Origin of the sequence: Mycobacterium sp. 1245805.9 (assembly GCF_001672915.1) — a bacterium.
In the GTDB taxonomy this organism is placed as follows: Bacteria; Actinomycetota; Actinomycetes; order Mycobacteriales; family Mycobacteriaceae; genus Mycobacterium.
The window spans coordinates 1-20632 of the sequence record NZ_LZKR01000223.1 but is presented as its reverse complement, the minus strand read 5'-3'; the positions used below and the strand labels follow the sequence as shown (position 1 = coordinate 20632).

The following is a 20632-nucleotide window of genomic DNA, read 5'->3' as shown; positions in this document are numbered from 1 at the left end:
CGCCCACTCAGTGGGCATCGATTGGCCTGTTATCGCGCGGATTCTTAAACTCATGGCCGTGACGGCCACGACTCCGGCGAAAAATGGCTCAGGAGAAGGTACTCCCGTGACAGTCGTTGGAGGATCGTCGGCAAGAACGGCGTGAACCGAGCCGGCACTTCGGCTGCGCCTCGTCAAGTTCGCCGCAGCTGCGACTCGTAACGCCTTGCGCGCCTTCGTCGTGCAGGCGCAAACACCATCGCGCCAACACCTTTCAAGGCTGACATGCGTGGTCGAAAGCGAGAAACGCCCAATCAGTGGGCACGGACTCGCCGTTGGCTGCGTCGCTCCTTAGCGTCACAAGTGTGACGGAAGCAAATGCTGCCGTGAATGGCGCTGGCGCCACTGGAATCTCAAGGCGTCCACCGCATTTCTGGACCCCGCGAAACACGCTTCTCGCTCGACGTGGTCGTCAACCGATGGGAGACAAATGAGTACAACCGACGTGATAACCGCTGCAGCCAACGACCTGGCCAGCCGCATTAACGCCACCCAGGTGCGTGTGCCCGACGGTGCGCCGCTGATCTGGAATGCGGCGGTGCAACATCGTCCGGCATTGGTCATGCGGGCCGAGACACCGCGCGACGTGCAGGAGGCGATCGGTGTGGCGCGTGACCGGGGGCTGCGGCTCTCAGTGCTCGGCGGCGGCCACGACTGGGCGGGCCGCGCTGTGTGCGACGGCGGTCTGGTGATCGACATGTCCGGGATGCGAAGTGTCACAGTCGATACCGGGGCGCGGGTCGCAACAGTGGGTGCGGGCGTCACAGCGGCTGAGTTGATCGAGGCGGTCGCGCCCTACGGGTTGGTTGCCGCCACCGGCAACTGCGGTGCGGTTGGCATGACCGGCCTGACACTCGGCGGGGGTTACGGACCGCTCAACGGGCGGTTCGGCCTTGCCTTGGACAACCTGGTCGGCGCAGAGGTTGTCCTGGCGGACGGCCGAATGGTCACAGCCGATGCGACTCACGAGCCAGACCTGTTCTGGGCACTGCGCGGTGGCGGCGGCAACTTCGGCGTGGTCACGTCGATGCGCGTGCGGTTGCATCCACTGAAGCGGGTGATCGGCGGGATGATCATGTTTCCTTTGTCGCAGGCCGCGACGGTGTGGCGTGGACTGGAGGAGCTGTTGTCGACGGCGCCTGACGCGCTGACCGTCCAGAGCGGTGTGCTGCCCGGCCCCGATGGCGACCCGGTGGTTTACCTTCAGCCGACCTGGAGCGGCGAGATTCTTTGCGGCCTGGCGGCCGTCGATCTGCTCGCAACGCTGGGAACGCCGCTTACCACAAAAGTCGCGTCCGTCGCCTACGGTGAAATACTGCACCTGTTCGACGTCGGGTGTGTCCGTGGATTGCGCTGGGCGGTTCGCACGCGCACGGTTGCGGGGTACCTGCCCCAAGTCATCGATGCCCTGGTGGAGGCCGCGCGGACGCTGACCTCGCCACGCAGCCTCATCTCCATCCACCACTGTCACGGCGCATCGACTCGCGTAGCCCCGGACCAGACCGCGTTCGCGAACCGCAGCCCGCATTTCGTCGTCGAGATCGTCGCCTGTTGGGAGGGCGGGGACGGCGCCTCCCACCGCGCCTGGGCAGAGGCGTTGTCGGACGCGCTTGCGCCGCACGCGGTTGCCGGCGGATACGCCAATCTGCTCGGGCCCGACGACCACGAGCAGATCGCAAACGCGTACGGCGACAACGCCACACGACTCATCGCCGCCAAAAATCACTACGACCCCGACGCGGTGTTCACCGCCATCGCGCTTCCCAGCGTCACCTGAAGTCACGGTCCGATTACCGCACCGAAGTACCTCTGGCTTAGCGCTGCATAGGTTCCGTCGTTCTGTGACATGTTGAGCCACAGATTCATCCACTGCTGCACGTCCGTCGCCGTTCGAGTGATGAGATAGGCCTTTTGCTCGAATGTGAACGGATGGTCCAGACTCTGACCGCAGAGCTGCGGATCCTGGCTTGCCTGCCAACGGATCTCACTGATATCGGTGATCATGACGTCGGCGGCACCGTTGGCGATCTGTCCGAAGATCGTGTTGTTGTCTGGATAGTTCACTATGCGCGCGTTGTGGAGATGGCCTTTGTCGAATTCAGCATTGGTGCCACCTGGGTTGACGACCACACGGACATCCGGGCGGTCGATGTCGCTAAGTGTCTGGAACTTCGGTCTGTCGGCGCAACGGACGATGGCGGCTTTCCCGTCACGTAGGTAAGGAGCGCTGTAGATCGCGTGCTCGGCACGGTTGAGCGTGATGGTGATTCCCCCCATCGCCACATCACATTTGCTGCCCAGATCATCGACAACACTTGCCCACGTGGTCGGCACGATGTCCAATCGGACTCCCAGCCGAGTGGCCATGTCGATGGCCATGTCGATGTCGAGCCCACTCCAGATGCCCTGTGGGTCGCGATAGGTGAACGGGCGGTAGTCGCCGGTACTGCACACGCGAACCGTGCCGCGCTGCAGGATTTGTGGTAATCCGACGGACGCCGGCGTGTCCGTCGATGAGGTCGTCGTCGTCGAGCCACACCCCGTGGTGAGCACCAGCATGGCGACCAATACCGGAATCGTTGCCAACCAGATCGCGATTCGCCTACCAGAGTCACCCGTCATGAACGCTCGCTCCTCGATACCGCTCGCTGCCGAACATCCGCTATCGCCACACTATTTCGTGCGCGGTGAAACAGGGGCCGGGCCGGCAAAGCCCAGTCAGTGGGCGCAGGTTCGCTACCGGGCCTGTCGCTTCTTAACGTCGAAGCTGTGACGGGAAGCAGATCTCGCCGCCAATGGGCCAGCCCGCTCGAGAGAATCACCGCAGCGAAAACACGGGAGAGATCGAATGTCGTACATCATCGATAGTCACCACATCACCATGTCGGTGAGCGGCGCCCAAGAGGATGTCGTTTTCCACGTCAAGGTGCTCGGGCTGCGGCTGATCAAACGGACGGTGCTGTTTGACGGGTCGATCCCGATTTACCACCTGTATTACAGCAACGCCGACGGCGACCCGAGCGCGGTGCTCACCACCTTCCCTTTTGGCCAGGCCGGGATCCACGGCCGGCGTGGCACCAACCAGGCACGGGAGGTATTGCTCGCCGCTCCCGCGGGTTCGCTGAACTACTGGTCCTCGCGGTTGCGCGCGCGTGCCGCGGACGTCCGGGACGCGACCGTGTTCGACCGACGTCGCGTGCTGTTCCGGCATCCGTGCGGCATTGAGTACCAACTGGTCGAGGTCGACAACGACCCTCGTCGTGGTTACAGCGGCAGCGGGGTGCCCGAGGAGTATGCCATCCACGGCATCTACGGCGTCGGTGTACACGTGACGGGGCCGGACACCGCCGTCGAGTTCGCCGCCAATCACCTGGGTGCGCGCGAGGGCTTGACCGAAGGTGACCGATTTGCGTTGGAGGCCGGCAAGTTTGGCCTCGGCGGCGCGGTCGAGCTCGTTGTCAATCGCACAGATGCGCCGGGAACCTGGACCTACGGCGCCGGGACCATCCACCACTTCGCCTGGAACGCAGACACTCTCGAGAATCAGAATGACCTGAAACTCGAGATCGAGGGCGCGGGCTACACAGATATGTCCGAAATCCGAGACCGCAAGTACTTCAAGTCGGTCTACGTCCGGTCGCCCGGTGGTGTCCTCTTCGAACTGGCCGTCACACACAACGAGGGCGGCTGGGACTGCGACGAGTCGCCGCAGGAGCTGGGCAAGCGATTCCAGCTGCCGGACCAGTTTGAGGCGCGGCGCGAGGAGATCCTCGGCCGCCTAGAGCCGATCAAGCTCTGAGGAATTGACGTGAACACACCCGCGATGGTTGCTACCGCCAAAGTCCTGGCCGACCCGACGGCCTACGCGGACGACGAGCGGCTGCATACGGCGCTACGACAACTGCGGGCAACCAATCCGGTTGCGTGGGTGGACCATCCGCCGTATCGGCCGTTCTGGGCGATCACCAAGCACGCGGACATCATGGCGATCGAACGAGACAACGAGCTGTTCGTCAGCGCGCCCCGTCCGTTGCTTTCGCCCGCCGATACCGACGATCTGCGCATGGCGCAGGAAGACGCCGGGACCGGCTTGCGCACCCTGGTCGAGATGGATGATCCATACCACCGCAAGGTGCGCGCGATCGGCGTGAACTGGTTCCGCCCGGCGGCGATGCGCGACCTGAAGGCGCAGGTGGACCAGCTGGCCAAGCGCTATGTCGACAAGATGCGCGAGATCGGACCCGAGTGCGACTTCGTCACCGACATCGCGGTCTACTTTCCGCTCTACGTCATCCTGTCATTGCTGGGTCTTCCCGAATCGGACTTTCCTCGGATGCGCATGCTGACACAGGAGATGTTCGGCCGCGATGACGCCGAATACCAGCGGGGTCAAGAACCCGAGACCGTGCTCGCAGTGATGCAGGAGTTCCTCGACTACTTCGCCACGCTGACCGCGACGCGCCGCCGAGAACCCACCGGCGACCTCGCCTCGGCCATCGCGAACGGGCGCATCGACGGCGAACCGCTCTCCGACGTGGACACTGCGTCCTACTACGTGATCATCGCCGCCGCCGGCCATGACACCACTAAGGATGCCATCTCCGGTGGGCTGCGTGCGCTCATCGAAAACCCCAGTGAATTATGGCGATTGAAGCAGGATCTCACGCTGATGCCGACGGCGATCGAGGAGATGATCCGGTGGACCACGCCGGTCAAGGAATTCATGCGAACCGCAACCGCCGACACAACGGTTCGAGGGGTGGACATCGCTGAAGGAGAGTCGGTGTATCTGGCGTACGTGTCCGGAAACCGCGACGAGGAGGTCTTCGACGATCCGTTCCGCTTCGACGTCAGCCGCGACCCCAACAAGCATCTGGCCTTCGGGTATGGCGTGCACTTCTGCCTTGGCGCCGCGCTGGCGCGGATGGAGATCGGCAGTTTCTACCGTGAACTGCTCCCCCGGCTGGGATCGATCGAGCTAGCGGGCAAGCCCGAACTTTCCGCGACGACGTTCGTCGGTGGCCTCAAACACCTGCCGATCCGCTACTCGCTGAAGTGATTTACACCCTTCCGATCCCCCGACACCGAAAGGCATACCGTGACGCATTTTCCGGAGCATTACCGACTGACGCCGTCCCTGGCGAGCACCGTGCGCCAAGTGTGTGTTCATAGCTTGATCACGGTACTGCTGGTCTTTGTGATCACCATCGCGTGGGCAGCTACCTTCGGCGAACCTCCGATGTCTGTCAAGCCTCCGCAACGCTGCGTGCAATTCGACTTCGGGCCAGCGGGTTCGGCCGACCGGCTCGATAGGTGAACAAAGCGTGACCGCACAGCGAAGCGCGCGACTGCGATTCGCCTCGAAGCGCAATCAATATGTGCTCCCGGATTATTCGCAGTCGACCGAATTGGACCTGTTTGCCCACGCCACCGTTCTGCGACAGCTTGTTCTCCATGGCCTCGTCACGGTCGTGTTGGTGGCGGCCGCCGTCGCGATGAGCTGGTAGGCAACACTGCCGTCCGAAATTCGACCAAACCGCCTGACGGCGGCGCGACCGCTTTTTGTCAACAGCATGAGGAGGTTAGGTGAACAACTCGGAGACAACGCAATTCGACCGACAGGTGTCTTCCCCGGCGAAAGAGATGCAGGGATTAATACTGGGCGGGTGGGTAGCCCAGACGATCACCGCGGTCGCCGACTTGGGAGTGGCCGATGCGCTCGCCGACCGGCCGCTGCACCTTGATGATCTCGCCGGCAAAGTCGGAGCTGATCCCGATGCGCTGCGCAGGGCTTTGCGTGCGCTGATCTGTAAGGGCATATTCGCTCAAGGCGACGATGGCCGCTATGAGCTGACGCCGCGCGCGGACCTGCTGCGCTCGGACGCCCCGGTATCCATGGCGGCGCTGGCGCGGCTCGTGGGCGCACCGCGGGAGCGCGAACATTGGAGCCTGCTCACCGAGGCCATCAGGACTGGGACTTCGCCGGTCCGGGCGTTGCGGGGTAAGCCGTTCTTCGACTATCTGCGCGACGAACCCGAATACAGCGCGATTTTCAATGACGCGATGACGGGCTTGTCGGCGTACGTGGATGGGCCGCTCGTAGCGGCGTACGACTTCACGCCATACCGAACCGTCGTCGACGTAGCGGGCGGTCACGGCCGCTTGCTCGCCGCCATCCTTGCCTCGGCCCCAAAGGCGCAGGGTGTGCTGTTCGACCTTCCCGATGTGGTGGCCGAAGCAGCGCCGCTACTACAGAAGTTGGATGTGGCACAACGGGTTCGGCTGGTCGAAGGGTCCTTCTTCAGCGGTGTACCGGCCGGGGGTGACGCCTATGTGCTCAAGCACATTTTGCACGACTGGTCCGATGCCGCCGCGCTGGAAATCCTGCGGAATGTGAAATGGGCTGCGCCAACGGGCGCGGCCTTGCTGCTCGTCGAGACGGTAATCCCCGAAGACAGCAGCGAATTCATCGGCAAGTTGGCCGACATCGAAATGTTGTTGTTCAACGATGGGCGTGAACGCACAGCGAAGGAGTATCGGCGACTCCTCGACGAGGCCGGCTTCGAGATGACCCAAATCGTCGCCACCGAAACGGAATTCAGCCTGATCGAGGCATTTGCCAGATGACTCTCGACGCGCAAGGGCCGACATATGTGCTGATCCCGGGCGCCTGGCATGGGGCCTGGTCCTGGCGACCGGTTGCCAAGCGCCTTCGCGCCGCGAGTCGTCGGGCGATCACCCTGACGCTGCCCGGCCTGGGCGACGGCGATGATCCGTCGGGTTATCAGCTCAGGGACGCGGTCGATTACATCGTCGACGAGGTGTGCCGGCGGGAGCTCGACGACGTGATCCTCGCCGCGCACAGCTGGGGCGGCTACCCCGCGACCGGCGCCGCTCACTTTCTCGGCGACCGGGTCACCAAGATCGTCTACTACAACGCGTTCGTGCCGGTTGGCGGCAGGTCCCTCGTCGATGAGACCCCGCCAGACAGCCGCGAGGTGATACTGCGGTTGATCGACGAATCGCCTTTCGACGCCATTCCATCGAGCCTGGAACACGTCGAGCAGCTGCTGATGCAAGGCGTTGCCCCGGAGCTGCAGCGGTTGGTGGCCGATCTGGTGACCCCGCAGCCCGGCGGTTATTTCCTTGACGCTCTCGACGTCGATGCGGCGAGTCTCGGTATTCCCGCCGCCTACGTCACCGGCGACAGCGATCAAGCGATGCCGCAGCCGGGGCCGGAATTCGCTGCCCGGCTCGGGGTAAAACCCATCGTCGTTCCGGGGACGCACAACGGAATGCTGACCCACCCGGACGAGGTGGCCCACGCGATCCTCAGCTTGACTGGTCCGCGTAACTCATCCGCGTGACTCCCGCGTATTCAGGGCGTTCGCGGCCTGCCGGGCACCGGCGCGCGCGGCCGCGACGTCCGGTGCCGTTGCCAACGCCACGCCCCGGCCGGCGGGCCCGGAGCCGCGGGCGAAGACCCGCAGATCGCTTTCCGGCACCCGCAGCGCGCGGGTCAGCGCGTCGGTGGCCGACGGCCCGCCGTCGGGACCGGGATTGATCGCGTGCGCGGCGGCCGGCGACATCATCATGGTGTCCACCGGCAGGCCCAGAATCGTCCGGGCCTGCAGTTCGAACGCCGAAAGCCGCTGGCTGCGCAGGGTCACCCAGACGCTCGGGTGCGGGCGGGCGCTGACGTCGGCGAAGTACACCTCGTCGCCCTTGATCATCAACTCGACGCAGAAGAGGCCGCGCCCGCCGAGCGCCTTGACGATTCGCGCGGCGATCGACTTGGCCGCGTCCACCGCGGCTTCGTTCATCTGCTGGGGCTGCCAGGATTCCAGCACGGCGCCGTCGACGTCGCGGTGGCCGATGGGTGAGCAGAACTCGATCAGCGGACCGTTCGGGCCCTCGCTGCGCACGGCGAGCAGGGTGACGTCGAAGTCGACCTCGACCACCGTCTCGGCCAGCACCCGCCCGGTCGAACTCCCCTGCGCGCGCTGCCAGGCCGGTTCGATGTCGTCGGGCCCGGAGACCACCGAATGTCCCCGCCCCGACACCGGCTTCACCAGCAACGGGTAGCCGGCGTGGGCGGCCACCGCCTGCAGCTCGCCGACCGAGCCAACGAACCAGAACGGCGCGGTGGGCAACCCCAACTCGTCGGCTGCCATCCGGCGCAGGGCCTCGCGGTCGGAGGTGAGCCGGACGGTGCGGGCGTTGGGCACCAGTTGGGTGCGCTCGCCGGTCAGCGCCTCGAGAGCATGACTGGCCACCGCGTCGGCCACGGTCACGACGAAGTCCGGGTTGAGCTGGTGGATCGCCTTCGAGAGCTCGCCGCCGTCGGTGAGCGGGAGCGTCAGCGACTGGTCGGCCACGCCGTGCGCGGGGAGTTCCCGGTCGTCTCCCGCCGCGACCACCCGCGCGCCCAGGTGGCGCAGCGCGACCGCCAGCTCCCGGCTCAGCTCGCCGGACCCGAGCAGCAGCACCGTCGGCCTGCGGTCCTCGGGCGGTTGCGGGGCGGGGTGCGGCGACACGGCCAGCGCGGTCGTCTTGTCGTCCTGTCCTTGGCTCAAGCCGTCAGTCACCGCTCAAGGATAGGTCGGTTCGGCAAACCCTAGGGCTGGCCGGGAAGCAGGCGCACCATCAGGCCGTTGGCCTCGGCCAGCACCGCGTCGTCACCGTCGACCAGCTCGGCCGCGACGAACGCCTTGCGGCCATCGGTGCGGGTGACGCGCCCGCGCACCAGCAACGGCATGTCGATGGGCGTGACCTTGCGGTAGTCGACGTGCAGGAAGGCCGTGCGGCTGATCGGGCGCCCGGCGGCGTGCGAGATCATCCCGAACATGTGGTCGAACAGCAGCGGCAGCACGCCGCCGTGCACGGCGTGGTTGCCGCCGACGTGAAACCGGCTGAAATATCCGGTCATTTCGACGCCGTCGGGGGCGTAGCGGGTCAAGGTCCAGGGCGGCAGCAGCAGGCTGCCCATGCCGGGCAGGTCGGGCGTCCGCCCGGCCGGCGCCTTGCCCTCCTCGGCCTGGAACGGGCCCAGCACCTCCACCAGCGCCGCGGCGCGGTCGGCCGCGTCGTCCCAGACGTCCTCCCCCGGGTCGGCGGACACCGCGAGGTCCTGCAATTGGCGCATGGCCGCGACGAACCGGCCGAATCCGGGGCCGGGGGTGGCCGGGCCGTATTCGGGAAAGCCGCCGTGGTGTTCGTATTCCGGGTCGAGTTCTTTCGGGTCGGGTTCCGTCACGGGCGGGCCGCCAGGACGTCGCGGCGCACGATGGTCTGATCGCGCCCGGGACCGACGCCGATGCACGAAACATGTGCTCCCGCAAGCTCTTCCAGCCGCAACACGTAATCGCGCGCCTTGGCCGGCAGGTCGTCGAACTCCCGCGCGTCCGAGATGTCCTCCCACCAGCCGGGCAGCTCCTCGTAGATCGGTTCGGCGCGACCGAGGTCGCTCTGGGTCATCGGCATGTCGTTGATGCTCACCCCGTCGATGCGGTAGCCGACGCACACCGGCACCGTCTCCAGGCTGGACAGCACGTCGAGCTTGGTCAGGAAGAAGTCGGTGATGCCGTTGACGCGGGTGGCGTAGCGGGCGATGACGGCGTCGAACCAGCCGCAGCGCCGGCGCCGCCCGGTGGTGACCCCGAATTCGCCGCCGGTCTTGGACAGGTATTCGCCGTTCTCGTCGAACAGCTCGGTGGGGAACGGGCCGGAGCCCACGCGGGTGGTGTAGGCCTTGAGGATCCCCAGCACGGCGGTGATCCGGGTCGGCCCGATTCCGGAGCCGACGGCCGCACCGCCCGCGGTCGGATTCGACGACGTGACGTACGGGTAGGTGCCGTGGTCGACGTCGAGCAGGGTGCCCTGCGAGCCCTCCAGCAGGACCGTTTCGCCCTCCTCCAGCGCGGTGTTGAGCAGCCGCCGGGTGTCGGCGATGCGGTGCCGGAACCCCTCGGCCTGTTGCAGCAGCGCGTCGACCACCTGGTGCGGGTCGAGCGCCTTGCGGTTGTAGATCTTGACCAGGATCTGGTTCTTGAGCTCGAGGGCGGCCTCGACCTTGTGGGTCAGCTGGTCGGGTTCCAGCACATCGGCGACCCGAATGCCCTGGCGCGCGATCTTGTCCTGGTAGCACGGGCCGATGCCACGGCCGGTGGTGCCGATCTTCTTGTTGCCCATGTAGCGCTCGGTGACCTTGTCGATGGCGACGTGGTAGGGCAACAGGAGGTGGGCGTCGGCCGAGATCAGCAGCCTGGACGTGTCGACGCCGCGGTCCTCGAGCCCCTTCAGCTCGTCGAGCAGCACACCGGGGTCGATCACCACGCCGTTGCCGATGACGTTGGTGACCCCGGGGGTGAGCACGCCCGACGGGATCAGGTGCAGGGCGAAGTGTTCCCCAGTGGGCAGGACGACGGTGTGCCCGGCATTGTTGCCACCCTGATAGCGCACCACCCACTGCACGCGCCCGCCGAGCAGGTCAGTTGCCTTACCTTTGCCCTCGTCGCCCCACTGGGCGCCGATGAGGACGATTGCCGGCATGACTTGCTCCCGCCTAATCCCACGTGTTCAAACCCTGCTTATTGTGGTCCAGCCGGTGACACACCCTATCCCAGGGTTAACCCAGGAGGTTGCGACCGACGCATGGAAACCGTGGGGGTGTTGGTGTTCGGCGAGCGGCGGGTACCGCGGGCGCTGACCGGCCTGCCGGTCCACACGGGAGATGTCGCCGCCGCGATCGAGCAATACCGGCGGCTGGTGGACCTCGGCGCCGACGCCGACCTGGCCGCGGTGCTCACCCGGTTGCTGCGAGCCGAGCGGCTCGACGTCGAGGTGGCCTACGTGCCGGCCCGGCGCACCCCGGCCACCCGTGCCTACCGCGTCCCGGCCGGGCGTCGCGCGGCGCGGCGCGCCCTTGGTGGCTCCGCCCGGCGGGTGACCCTGATCCGCGACGAGGCCGGGTCGGTGATCGTGGGCCGGGCGCACTGGCTGCCCCCCGACGGCGCGCGGGTGGTGCACGGCGAGGCCGTCGTCGACGACACCCGTCTGTTCGACGGCGAGGTCGCCGCCGTGCGGATCGAGCCGACGCTGGCCATGCCCGGCCTGCGGGCCTCGGTACGACGGGGCCGCTGGGTTCCCGGCCGGGCCGCCCAGCTGGGCAGCACCGGTGTCACCGTCGTGCGCGACGGCGTCGCGGCGCCCCCGGCGTCGCGCCGATCGACGTTCTACCGCAACGTCGAAGGGTGGCTGCTGGTCCGCTAGCAGAGCGTTGGCCGGTCAACTTCAGGCCGGCGGGGTGTCGACCTTGTGAGGAGGCTTTGCCGATGACACCGTCCGCCCGCCGCGATTGGATCTACTGGACGACTACCACCCTGCTCGCCGCCGAGTGTTTTGGCGGCGGGGTGATGGGCGCGTTGCGCCTGGAACCGTTCAAGGGTGTCGTGACGCACCTGGGTTATCCGCCGTATTTCATGACCATCCTCGGCGTCTGCTACCTGTCGGCCGGGGTGGTCCTCCTGGCACCGCGTCTCGCCCTGGTCAAGGAGTGGGCATATGCGGGCCTGATGTTCATCTACACCGGAGCGACGGCGTCGCATCTGTGGGTCTGCGATCCCGCCACGACACTGGTCGGTCCGCTGATACTCGTGGGCCTGACCGTCGCCTCCTGGGCGCTGCGCCCGCAGCCAAGGCGGGTGCCAAGGTAATTTCGAGCGGGTGAGCTTCCCCGCCCGGCAACACGAATCGGTGCGGCCCAGCCCGCTCTTCCTGGCCCTGGTCGCGTTGACGGCGGCCGGCGGCGCGCTGGCCTGGCTGGCGGGGTCGAGCGTGCGGCCGTTGTCCTACGCCGGGGTGTTCATCTTCGTGATCGCCGGCTGGCTGGTGTCGCTGTGCCTGCACGAATTCGGGCACGCGGCGACGGCCTGGCGATTCGGCGATCACGACGTCGCCGTGCGCGGGTATCTGACCCTGGACCCACGGCGCTACAGCCACCCGGCGCTCTCGCTGCTGCTGCCGATCGTGGTCGTCGCGCTGGGCGGGATCGGCCTGCCGGGCGCGGCGGTGTACGTGCGGACGTGGTTCATGACGCCCGCCCGCCGGACCATGGTCAGCCTGGCGGGGCCGGCGGCCAACCTGGTGCTGGCGGTGCTGCTGCTGGTGGCGACGCGGTTCCTTTTCGACCCGAACCACGCGGTGCTGTGGTCGGGGGTGGCCTTCCTGGGCTTCCTCCAGCTCACCGCCGTGCTGCTGAACCTGCTGCCCGTCCCGGGCCTGGACGGCTACGACGCCCTCGAGCCGCACCTGAGCCCCGAGACGCAGCGCGCGCTGGCCCCGGCCAAGCAGTGGGGCTTTTTCATCCTGCTGTTCCTGCTGTTGGCGGGCAGCCGGTGGTTCTTCGCGGTCGTGCTCTGGCTGTTCGGTTTCTCCGGAGTGCCGGAGCAGCTGGTGGGCTGGGGCTACCAGCTCACCCGATTCTGGAGCGCCTGGTTCTAACCCTTGCAATATATGCGTGATTACGCATATATTGCTGGCTATGGGCGCCGGCCACAACCACAGCCCCGCCGAGGGCGACTCGTCGCGGATGATCCCCCGCATGATCGCCGCCGCGGCGATCCTCGCGGTGTTCTTCGTCGTGGAGCTGACCACCTCGCTGCTGATCAACTCGATCGCGCTGCTGGCCGACGCGGGACACATGCTGACCGACGTCGTCGCGGTGTTCATGGGGTTGGCCGCCGTGACGCTGGCCCGCCGCGGCAGCTCGTCGGCCGCGCGGACCTACGGCTGGCATCGGGCCGAGGTGTTCACGGCCGTCGCCAACGCCGGGCTGCTGATCGGGGTGGCCCTGTTCATCCTGTGGGAGGCGATCCAGCGGCTCAAGGAGACCCCGTCGATCCCGGGTGTGCCGATGATCGTGGTCGCCCTGCTCGGCCTGCTGGCCAACCTCGTGGTCGCGCTGCTGCTGCGGGCGCACTCGGGCAGCAGCCTGGCCGTCAGGGGCGCCTACATGGAGGTGGTCGCCGACAGCGTCGGCAGCCTGGGCGTGCTGATCGCCGGCATCGTCACCGTGACGACGCGCTGGCCGTACGCCGACGTCGTGGTCGCGGTGCTGGTCGCGCTGTGGGTGGCGCCCCGAGCCATCTCGCTGGCGCGCGCCGCGCTGCGGATCCTGTCCGAGGCCTCGCCGGCCCACATCGACGTCGAGGAGCTGCGCGGCGCGCTGGGCGCGGTCGACGGCGTGACCGAGGTGCACGACCTACACGTGTGGACGCTGTCGCCGGGCAAGGACATGTGCACCGCACACCTCACCAGCGACGGCGACTCCGCCCGGGTGCTGCAGGACGCGCGCGCGGTGCTGTCCGCGCGGGGGCTGGACCACGCCACCGTTCAGGTCGAGCCGCCGGAACGGCGCGCCGACTGCGAGGAAGGCTTTTAGAGGCCTGCTAAAGACCCAAAGCTGGGCGCGCCGCGGGGTCGCAGTCGTCGAGCAGATCCAGGCAGCGCAGGTTCTCGTCGCTCTCCCCGATGGCGTCGGCGGCCTTCGCCAGCGCCGCCACGCAACGCAGGAAGCCGCGGTTCGGCTCGTGCGCGTACGGCACTGGGCCGAAGCCCTTCCAGCCGTTTCGCCGCAGCTGGTCCAGGCCGCGGTGGTAGCCGGTGCGCGCGTATGCGTAGGCGGTGACGGCCTTGTCCTCGGCCAGCGCCTCCTCCGCGAGCACGGCCCAGGCCACCGACGCCGACGGGTGCGCGGCCGCGACCGCGGTCGGGTTCTCGTTGGCCAGCAGCTCCGCCTCGGCGTCGCTATCGCCCGGCAGCAGAATCGGATCGGGTCCGAGGAGATCTCCCATCGACGTCATGGCGTCTATTTTGCCGTTCCGCCGCGGCGGGTCGCTAAGCTCCCTCTATGCCCAATCCACCCGAACCCGAAGGGGCAGCCGAGGACCAGCCGCTGGTGCCCGTCGACCCCGAGACCGAGACCGTGGTGATCAACAAGGGCGATCAGGACAGCGACGCCGAGGCCGCGGAGGGCCAGCAGCGCGAGCGTCGTTTCACGGCCCCCGGCTTCGACGCGAAGGAGACCCAGGTCATCGCGACGTCGTCCGCCGAGCCCGCCACCGAGGTCATCGCGTCGCCGCCGCCCGGCGAACCCGCGACGACCCAGCTCGGCGCTCCCCCGAAAGCCGCTGTGCCACAAGCGATTCCGCCGCGACTGGGGGCAAAGCTGCGCACCACCCGGCAGTTCAACTGGGGCTGGGTGCTGGCGCTGGTGGTTGTCGTGCTGGCGCTGGCGGCGATCGCGATCCTGGGTACCGTGCTGCTGACCCGCGGCAAACACTCGAAAGTGTCTGAGGAAGACCAGGTTCGGCACACCATCCAGCAGTATGACGTCGCGGTGCAGCGGGGCGACCTGACCGCGTTGCGCACCGTCACGTGCGGGACCGTCCGCGACGGATACGTGGATTACGACGAACACGCGTGGCAGGAAACCTATCAGCGGGTCTCGGCGGCCAAGCAGTACCCGGTGATCGCCAGCATCGACCAGGTCGTCGTCAACGGCCAGCACGCCGAGGCCAACATCACCACGTTCATGGCGTACGACCCGTCGCTGCGTTCGACGCGCAGCCTCGACCTGCAGTACCGCGACGACCAGTGGAAGATCTGCCAGTCCCCCAGCGGCTAACCTGTGCCGAGCGTGCGGCCAGCCGCACGTTGGACACCGAGCGTGCGGCCAGCCGCACGTTCGCGCGAGCGGCTAGCTCGAGCCCAGCGACTTGCCGGCGCAGTGCAGGTCGTTGCAGGCCTCCACGACCCGCTCGCTCATGCCGGCCTCGGCCTTCTTGAGGTAGCTGCGCGGGTCGTAGACCTTCTTGACGCCCACCTCGCCGTCGACCTTGAGCACGCCGTCGTAGTTGGCGAACATGTGGCCCGCGATCGGGCGGGTGAACGCGTACTGGGTGTCGGTGTCGACGTTCATCTTCACCACGCCGTAGCGCAGCGCCTCCTCGATCTCCGACTTCAGCGAACCCGAGCCGCCGTGGAACACGAAGTCGAACGGCTTGGCGTCGGCGGCCAGGCCCAGCTTCGCCGCCGCCACCTGCTGGCCCAGCGCCAGCACGTCGGGGCGCAGCTTGACGTTGCCGGGCTTGTAGACGCCGTGCACGTTGCCGAACGTCGCGGCCAGCAGGTACTTGCCGTGCTCGCCGTGGCCCAGCGCGTCGACCGTCCGCTCGAAATCCTCGGGAGTGGAGTACAGCTTGTCGTTGATCTCGTGGGCGACGCCGTCCTCCTCGCCGCCCACCACCCCGATCTCGACCTCGAGGATGATCTTGGCGGCCGCGGCCTCCTTGAGCAGCTCCTGCGCGATGGCGAGGTTTTCCTCGACCGGCACCGCCGAGCCGTCCCACATGTGCGACTGGAACAGCGGGTCCTGGCCTGCGGCCACCCGCTCGGCCGAGATCGCCAGCAGCGGCCGCACGTAGCTGTCCAGCTTGTCCTTGGGGCAGTGGTCGGTGTGCAGCGCGACGTTGATCGGGTATCTGGCCGCGATGCTGTGGGTGAATTCGGCCAGGGCGACGGCGCCGGCCACCATGTCCTTGACCCCGAGGCCGGAGGCGAACTCCGCACCGCCCGTGGAGAACTGGATGATGCCGTCGCTGCCGGCGTCCGCGAAGCCCTTGATCGCGGCGTTGACGGTCTCCGACGAGGTGCAGTTGATCGCCGGGAAGGCGTACGTGTTTTCCTTGGCGCGTCCGAGCATCTCGGCGTACACCTCGGGGGTGGCGATGGGCATGGCTCCTCCTGGCGGCTGGGTCCGTCCAGTATCGCAAGACCGGTATGTTGAAGCATCGTGAGCACCGTGGTGACGGCTTTGCCGAACATCCTCGACCCGATGTACTGGCTGGGCTCGGGCGGCGTCTTCGGCAAAGCGGTGCTGCCCGGGATCCTGGTCATCGTCTTCATCGAGACGGGGCTGCTGTTTCCGCTGCTGCCGGGCGAATCGCTGCTGTTCACCGGCGGGCTGCTGACCGCGCACCCGAACCCGCCGACGAGCATCTGGGTGCTGGCGCCGTCTGTCGCGGTGGTCGCGGTGCTGGGCGACCAAACCGGATACTTCATCGGGCGCCGGATCGGGCCGGCGCTGTTCAAGAAGGAAGATTCGCGGTTCTTCAAGAAGCACTACGTCACGGAGTCGCACGCGTTCTTCGAGAAGTACGGGCCGTGGGCGGTCATCCTCGCCCGCTTCGCGCCGTTCGTGCGGACGTTCGTCCCGGTGATCGCCGGGGTGTCGTACATGCGCTACCCGGTGTTCCTAGGGTTCGACATCGTCGGGGGCATCACGTGGGGCGGCGGCGTGACGCTGGCGGGCTACTTCCTGGGCACCGTGCCGTTCGTGCACCAGAATCTGGAAAAGATCATCCTGGGCATCCTGTTCGTGTCGCTGATCCCCGCGTTCATCGCCGCCTGGCGCGGCTACCGGGGCCGCCGGCGCGGGACCGAGGAGCCCGACTCAGGACACCCGACTTCTGCGGTACGCAACGAAAGCCTCTAGCAGCTCGGGCCGATCAATCGAGCTCTGCTGCACGGCCTGGTCCGGCGCGGTCCCGAGCAGGATCCGCTTGATCGGGATCTCCAGCCGCTTGCCCGTCAGCGTCCGCGGAATGCCCGGCACGTCCAGGATGTCGTCGGGCACGTGGCGCGGCGAGGCGTGCCGGCGGATCTCCGCGACGATCGTCGACCGCAGGTCCTCGTCGAGCTCCGCGCCGTCGGCCAGGGCCACGAACAACGGCATCCAGTAGCCGCCGTCGTCCTGCTCGACGCCGACCACCAGACAGTCCTGCACCTCGGGCAGGCGTTCGACCGCCGTGTAGATCTCGGCGCTGCCCATCCGCACGCCCATCCGGTTCAGCGTGGCGTCCGAACGGCCATGCACCACAACGGATCCCCGCTCACTGATGGTGATCCAGTCGCCGTGACACCATACCCCCGGGTACTTGTCGAAGTACGCGGCGCGGTACCGGCTGCCGTCCTCGTCGTTCCAGAAGAACACCGGCATCGAGGGCATCGGCTTGGTCACCACCAGCTCGCCCTCTTCCCCGATGACGGGGTTGCCCTGGCCATTCCACGCTTCGATGGCCGCGCCCAGGCACAGCGACGACAGCTCGCCGGCCTTGACCGGCACGATCGGGCAGCCGCCGATGAAGGCCGTGCAGACGTCGGTGCCGCCGCTCATCGAGACCACCGGGACCGGCCGGCCGAGCCCCTCCTGCACCCAGCGGAATCCGGACGCCGGCAACGGGGACCCGGTGGATCCCACCGCGCGCACCGCGTCCAGCGGATGTGCCTCGCCCGGCCTCAATTCCTGCTTGGCGCAAGCCAATAGGTAGCCCGCGCCGGCGCCGAGGAACGTGACGCCGGCGTCGGCGGCGACCTTCCAGAGCCCGTCGGTGCCCGGATGCGTCGGGCTGCCGTCGTAGAGCACGATGGTCGTGTCGACCAGCAGCCCGGACACCAGGAAGTTCCACATCATCCAGCTGGTCGACGAGTACCACAGGAAGCGGTCGTCCGGATGCAGATCCAGTTGCAGGGTCAGGTATTTCAGGTGCTCCAGCGTCACGCCGCCGTGGCCGTGCACGATGCCCTTGGGCTTGCCCGTCGTTCCCGACGAGAACATCACCCACAGCGGGTGGGCGAACGGGACCGGCGTGATGTCCAGGGGGGCATCGGCTTCCACCGCCGTCGCCCACGGCACGGCGTCGTCGTCGATCGGTAGCCCGAGGCGCGGCACCACCACGGTGGCCCGCAGCGTCGGCATGGCGGCGCGGATCGTGGCCAGCTCGGCGCGCCGGTCGATGCGCTTGCCGGCGTACACCGACCCGTCGGTGGCCACCAGCACGGCGGGCTCGACCTGGCCCAGCCTGGCGATCACGCCGTCGACGGACACGTCCTGGTTGCACACCGCCCAGATCGCGCCGACGCTGGCGGCGGCCAGGGCGGCGACGACGGCCTCGGCGACGTTGGGCAGGTAGCCGACGACGGCGTCGCCGGGCCCGACGCCGACGTTGCGGAGGTAGGCCGCGAACGCCGCGGTCTCCCGCTGCAACCGCGCCCACGGCCACTCGGTCGAGCCGTCCTCACCGACGACGATCATCGCCGGGCGCGCGTCGGTGGCGTGCCGGAACACCTCGGTGGCGTAGTTGATCGTGGCGCCGGGAAACCACTCGGCGCCCGGCATGGACCGGTTGCCCAGCACCGCGCTCGGGGGGCTGTCCGCCTGGATGTCGAAGAAATTCCAGACGGCGTCCCAGAACCAGTCGATGTCGTCGACGGACTTGCGCAGCAGCCCGGGGTAGTCGCCGTACTCGCCGCGACCGGTCTCGGCGAGCCAGGCCATGAAGCGCGTCAGGTTGGCGTCGGCAAGCGTTGCCTCGTCCGGGATCCAGTCGCCGTTGAGTTTGCTCATGTCGCGCTCACGGCGGTGACGTTACAGGCGGCCTCCATCAGCATCCAGCCCGATAGCTGAACCGACAGATCCCGCTCGGCGATCTCGGAGGAGTTGACCGCGCCCTCGACGAACTCCGCGTCGGTGCCGGCCTCGGACCTTTCGGGGGGCAGCTCGGCGTCGCGGTCCCAGAACGGGCCGAACAGCGGCAGCCCGTTCACGGTTTGCCGGTAGTCCCAGGCCGATTTCGCCGACGACAGCACGATGGTGCGCGCGGCGTCGCGGGCCATGGCATCGTCGGCCGAGTCGCCCGGCAGCGTGGTGGCGACCAGGGCGAGGTACCGGGCCGTGATGCCGGCGAACAGGCCGCCGTCGCCGCCGCCGGCGCCCTGCAGCACGCCGGAGGGCGCCATGTGCTCGCCGACGGCCGCGACCAGCCGATGCAGGCGCGCCTGGTGTCGGGCGCGGGCCTCCGCGCCGGTCCGCGCGGCGAGCTCCATCTCCAGGCCCAGCACGACGCCCTGGCAGTAGGTGTACTGGGCGCGGACCAGCGAGCCGTCCTTGATGCCGTCGAACACCAGGTGCGTCTCGGGGTCGATCAGGGTGCGGTCGATCCAGTCGCTCATCTGGTCTGCTCTTTTCAGATGGTCGCCGTAGCGCGCGAGGAAGATGCCCGCCGGGCCGTTGGCCGGGGCGTTGAAGAACTTGTCCTGCTTGCGCCACGGGATGCCGCCGCCGTCGTCGGGCGCCCAGGCCCTGACGAACTGGTCGGCCAGCTTCGGCAGGGCGCGGCGGCGCGTGACGTCGGCGATCCTTGCCGCACGTTCCAGCGCCAGTGCCAGCCAGGCCATGTCGTCGTAATAGCTGTTGGTCCACCGCAGGTTGTTGCGCAGCCGGTGTGAGCGGACCTGCCGGTCGATCATGGTGCGCCGGTGCGGTTGCGGGTCGCGCAGCTGGGCGTCGAGGAGGCAGTCCAGCAGGTGCGCCTGCCACCAGTAGTGCCAGGTGCCGAACAGCCGGTCCCCCCGACCCGCCGGCCAGGCCACCACCCCCAGCTGCGTCGCCGGCAGCGCCCACAACCGCTTCAGGTGGCGTTGCGCGACAGCCGCTTCGGAGCTGGCCGCCCGGTTTGCCCAGAGCTGATCCATACCTGTCGATCCTGCCCTAGCGCCTCGGCGGAGGATGCTGGAGTCCATGCGAATTCTTACGGTCAACGGGCGGCGCCACGAGGTCGACGTCGAGGACGACACACCGCTGCTGTACGTGTTGCGCAACCACCTGGGGTTGAAGGGAACGCGGTTCGGTTGCGGGGTCGGGTTGTGCGGCGCCTGCTTTGTGCTGGCCGACGGCCGTCCGATCTACTCGTGTGATACCCCGCTGTGGTCGGTGGGCGACAAGTCGATCCGCACGGTGGAGGGGCTCGGCGACGACGGCGAGCCCCACCCGGTGTCGCGCGCCTTGATCGCGCGGCAGGCGGCGCAGTGCGGGTACTGCATGTCGGGCATCGTGGTGGCCGCGGCGGCGCTGCTGGCCGCCAATCCCGACCCGACTGAGGCCGAGGTCCGCGCCGCCCTGGACCCCAACCTCTGCCGCTGCGGCTCGCACAACCGGGTGGTGGCGGCGGTGCTCAGCGCGGCAGCCGAGATGCGGGGGTCGGTGGATGCCTGACCTGCCGGAGTCGTTGGCGGCCAATCCCGTTCTGGGCGAATGGGTTCGGATCGGGCCGGACGGTGTCGTGGAGGTGCGCTCCGGCAAGGTCGAGCTGGGGCAGGGCGTGTTGACCGCGCTGGCGCAGATCGCCGCCGAGGAGCTCGACGTCGACATCGCGCGGGTGCGGATGACCGCCGCGGCGACCGATCGCAGCCCCGACGAGGGCTTCACCGCCGGCAGCCGCTCGATCCAGCAGTCGGGCGCGGCGCTGCGCCAGGCGTGCGCCGAGGCGCGGGCGATCTACCTCGACGTCGCGGCGGCCAAGCTGGCCGTGGCGCCCGACGACCTGGACGTCGACGACGGCGAGATCACCGGCCCGGAAGGGGCGTCCACCAGCTACTGGGAGCTGGCCGACGATGCGCTGCTGGATCGGGCGGCCACCGGCGCGGCGACGCCCAAGCCGGAGTCGGCCTACGCGGTCGTCGGCACCGACGTCGC

General features: G+C 67.9%; 22 protein-coding genes. 14 read left to right on the top strand and 8 right to left on the bottom strand.

The genetic code is table 11. The features are described from left to right. The first annotated feature begins 469 nt into the window (after nt 1-469). Nucleotides 470-1816: an FAD-binding oxidoreductase gene (locus A9X00_RS28775; protein WP_067161659.1), complete on the top strand. Its 1347-nt coding sequence runs from the start codon at nt 470-472 to the stop codon at nt 1814-1816. Between the two features lie 2 nt (nt 1817-1818). Here the strand turns inward: A9X00_RS28775 and A9X00_RS28770 are convergent, their stop codons facing one another. Then, nucleotides 1819-2661, bottom strand: a complete 843-nt coding sequence (locus A9X00_RS28770) for a transporter substrate-binding domain-containing protein (RefSeq protein WP_156772349.1) — start codon at nt 2659-2661, stop codon at nt 1819-1821. A 226-nt stretch (nt 2662-2887) separates the two neighbouring features. Here A9X00_RS28770 and A9X00_RS28765 point away from each other — a divergent pair, with 226 nt between their 5' ends. The 5 genes from A9X00_RS28765 to A9X00_RS28745 all read left to right on the top strand — a co-directional run bounded on the left by A9X00_RS28765 (nt 2888) and on the right by A9X00_RS28745 (nt 7406). Next, the gene (locus A9X00_RS28765; RefSeq protein ID WP_067161654.1) at nt 2888-3838 is read left to right on the top strand and encodes a VOC family protein; all 951 of its coding nucleotides are present in this window, start codon (nt 2888-2890) and stop codon (nt 3836-3838) included. Nucleotides 3839-3862: 24 nt separating this feature from the next. Next, nucleotides 3863-5098, top strand: coding sequence for a cytochrome P450 (locus A9X00_RS28760; RefSeq protein ID WP_082975594.1), 1236 nt, complete (start codon nt 3863-3865; stop codon nt 5096-5098). A 265-nt stretch (nt 5099-5363) separates the two neighbouring features. Next, a complete protein-coding gene (locus tag A9X00_RS28755; RefSeq protein WP_067161648.1) occupies nt 5364-5546 on the top strand; it encodes a hypothetical protein in 183 nt (60 codons plus the stop codon). 79 nt (nt 5547-5625) lie between these two features. Then, nucleotides 5626-6666, top strand: a complete 1041-nt coding sequence (locus A9X00_RS28750; RefSeq protein ID WP_232006980.1) for an acetylserotonin O-methyltransferase — start codon at nt 5626-5628, stop codon at nt 6664-6666. After that, the gene (locus A9X00_RS28745) at nt 6663-7406 is read left to right on the top strand and encodes an alpha/beta fold hydrolase (RefSeq protein WP_232006979.1); all 744 of its coding nucleotides are present in this window, start codon (nt 6663-6665) and stop codon (nt 7404-7406) included. The genes A9X00_RS28750 and A9X00_RS28745 overlap by 4 nt, the downstream gene beginning before the upstream one ends. On the opposite strand, the gene purT is transcribed toward A9X00_RS28745, so the two are convergent. Genes purT through A9X00_RS28730 form a run of 3 tightly spaced genes read right to left on the bottom strand, consistent with a single transcriptional unit; the run spans nt 7395 to nt 10590 of the window. Next, complete coding sequence (gene purT, locus A9X00_RS28740) at nt 7395-8627, bottom strand: formate-dependent phosphoribosylglycinamide formyltransferase (protein WP_067161643.1); 1233 nt, start codon at nt 8625-8627, stop codon at nt 7395-7397. The genes A9X00_RS28745 and purT overlap by 12 nt on opposite strands. Before the next feature lie 29 nt (nt 8628-8656). Then, a complete protein-coding gene (locus tag A9X00_RS28735) occupies nt 8657-9295 on the bottom strand; it encodes a PaaI family thioesterase (RefSeq protein ID WP_067161640.1) in 639 nt (212 codons plus the stop codon). Further along, nucleotides 9292-10590 carry an adenylosuccinate synthase gene (locus A9X00_RS28730; RefSeq protein ID WP_067161638.1) on the bottom strand — a complete coding sequence of 433 codons (1299 nt, stop codon included), beginning with the start codon at nt 10588-10590 and terminating at the stop codon, nt 9292-9294. Before A9X00_RS28730 ends, A9X00_RS28735 begins: the two co-directional genes overlap by 4 nt. A 102-nt stretch (nt 10591-10692) precedes the next feature. Between A9X00_RS28730 and A9X00_RS28725 the strand changes: the two genes are divergently transcribed. The 4 genes from A9X00_RS28725 to A9X00_RS28710 all read left to right on the top strand — a co-directional run bounded on the left by A9X00_RS28725 (nt 10693) and on the right by A9X00_RS28710 (nt 13480). Beyond that, a complete protein-coding gene (locus A9X00_RS28725) occupies nt 10693-11310 on the top strand; it encodes a peptidase M50 (RefSeq protein ID WP_067161635.1) in 618 nt (205 codons plus the stop codon). 62 nt (nt 11311-11372) lie between these two features. Then, nucleotides 11373-11753 (top strand): DoxX family protein, encoded by a 381-nt coding sequence (locus A9X00_RS28720; protein WP_067161632.1) that lies wholly within the window; start codon nt 11373-11375, stop codon nt 11751-11753. 10 nt (nt 11754-11763) lie between these two features. Beyond that, on the top strand, nt 11764-12540 hold the full coding sequence (locus tag A9X00_RS28715) for a site-2 protease family protein (protein WP_067161629.1): 777 nt from the start codon (nt 11764-11766) through the stop codon (nt 12538-12540). Between the two features lie 40 nt (nt 12541-12580). After that, nucleotides 12581-13480, top strand: a complete 900-nt coding sequence (locus A9X00_RS28710) for a cation diffusion facilitator family transporter (protein WP_067161626.1) — start codon at nt 12581-12583, stop codon at nt 13478-13480. 7 nt (nt 13481-13487) lie between these two features. Here A9X00_RS28710 and A9X00_RS28705 read toward each other — a convergent pair whose 3' ends face one another. Further along, a complete protein-coding gene (locus tag A9X00_RS28705) occupies nt 13488-13901 on the bottom strand; it encodes a DUF3151 domain-containing protein (protein ID WP_067161623.1) in 414 nt (137 codons plus the stop codon). A 47-nt stretch (nt 13902-13948) separates the two neighbouring features. Here A9X00_RS28705 and A9X00_RS28700 point away from each other — a divergent pair, with 47 nt between their 5' ends. Beyond that, nucleotides 13949-14725, top strand: coding sequence for a hypothetical protein (locus A9X00_RS28700; protein ID WP_067161620.1), 777 nt, complete (start codon nt 13949-13951; stop codon nt 14723-14725). Between the two features lie 72 nt (nt 14726-14797). Here the strand turns inward: A9X00_RS28700 and fbaA are convergent, their stop codons facing one another. Next, entirely contained in the window at nt 14798-15835 is a 1038-nt protein-coding gene (gene fbaA / locus A9X00_RS28695; RefSeq protein WP_067161617.1) for a class II fructose-bisphosphate aldolase, read from the bottom strand. Between the two features lie 57 nt (nt 15836-15892). On the opposite strand from fbaA, the gene A9X00_RS28690 reads away from it, so the two are divergent. After that, complete coding sequence (locus A9X00_RS28690) at nt 15893-16594, top strand: DedA family protein (RefSeq protein ID WP_067161614.1); 702 nt, start codon at nt 15893-15895, stop codon at nt 16592-16594. On the opposite strand, the gene A9X00_RS28685 is transcribed toward A9X00_RS28690, so the two are convergent. Together A9X00_RS28685 and A9X00_RS28680 are read right to left on the bottom strand one after the other, a co-directional pair. After that, complete coding sequence (locus A9X00_RS28685; protein ID WP_067161611.1) at nt 16553-18505, bottom strand: acetoacetate--CoA ligase; 1953 nt, start codon at nt 18503-18505, stop codon at nt 16553-16555. The genes A9X00_RS28690 and A9X00_RS28685 overlap by 42 nt on opposite strands. Next, nucleotides 18502-19632 (bottom strand): glycoside hydrolase family 76 protein, encoded by a 1131-nt coding sequence (locus A9X00_RS28680; protein WP_067161608.1) that lies wholly within the window; start codon nt 19630-19632, stop codon nt 18502-18504. Before A9X00_RS28680 ends, A9X00_RS28685 begins: the two co-directional genes overlap by 4 nt. Nucleotides 19633-19678: 46 nt before the next feature. Between A9X00_RS28680 and A9X00_RS28675 the strand changes: the two genes are divergently transcribed. Then, nucleotides 19679-20152, top strand: coding sequence for a (2Fe-2S)-binding protein (locus tag A9X00_RS28675; protein ID WP_156772348.1), 474 nt, complete (start codon nt 19679-19681; stop codon nt 20150-20152). Further along, on the top strand, nt 20145-20632 hold a 488-nt coding region (locus A9X00_RS28670), incomplete at its 3' end, for a molybdopterin cofactor-binding domain-containing protein (protein ID WP_156772347.1). The genes A9X00_RS28675 and A9X00_RS28670, both read left to right, overlap by 8 nt.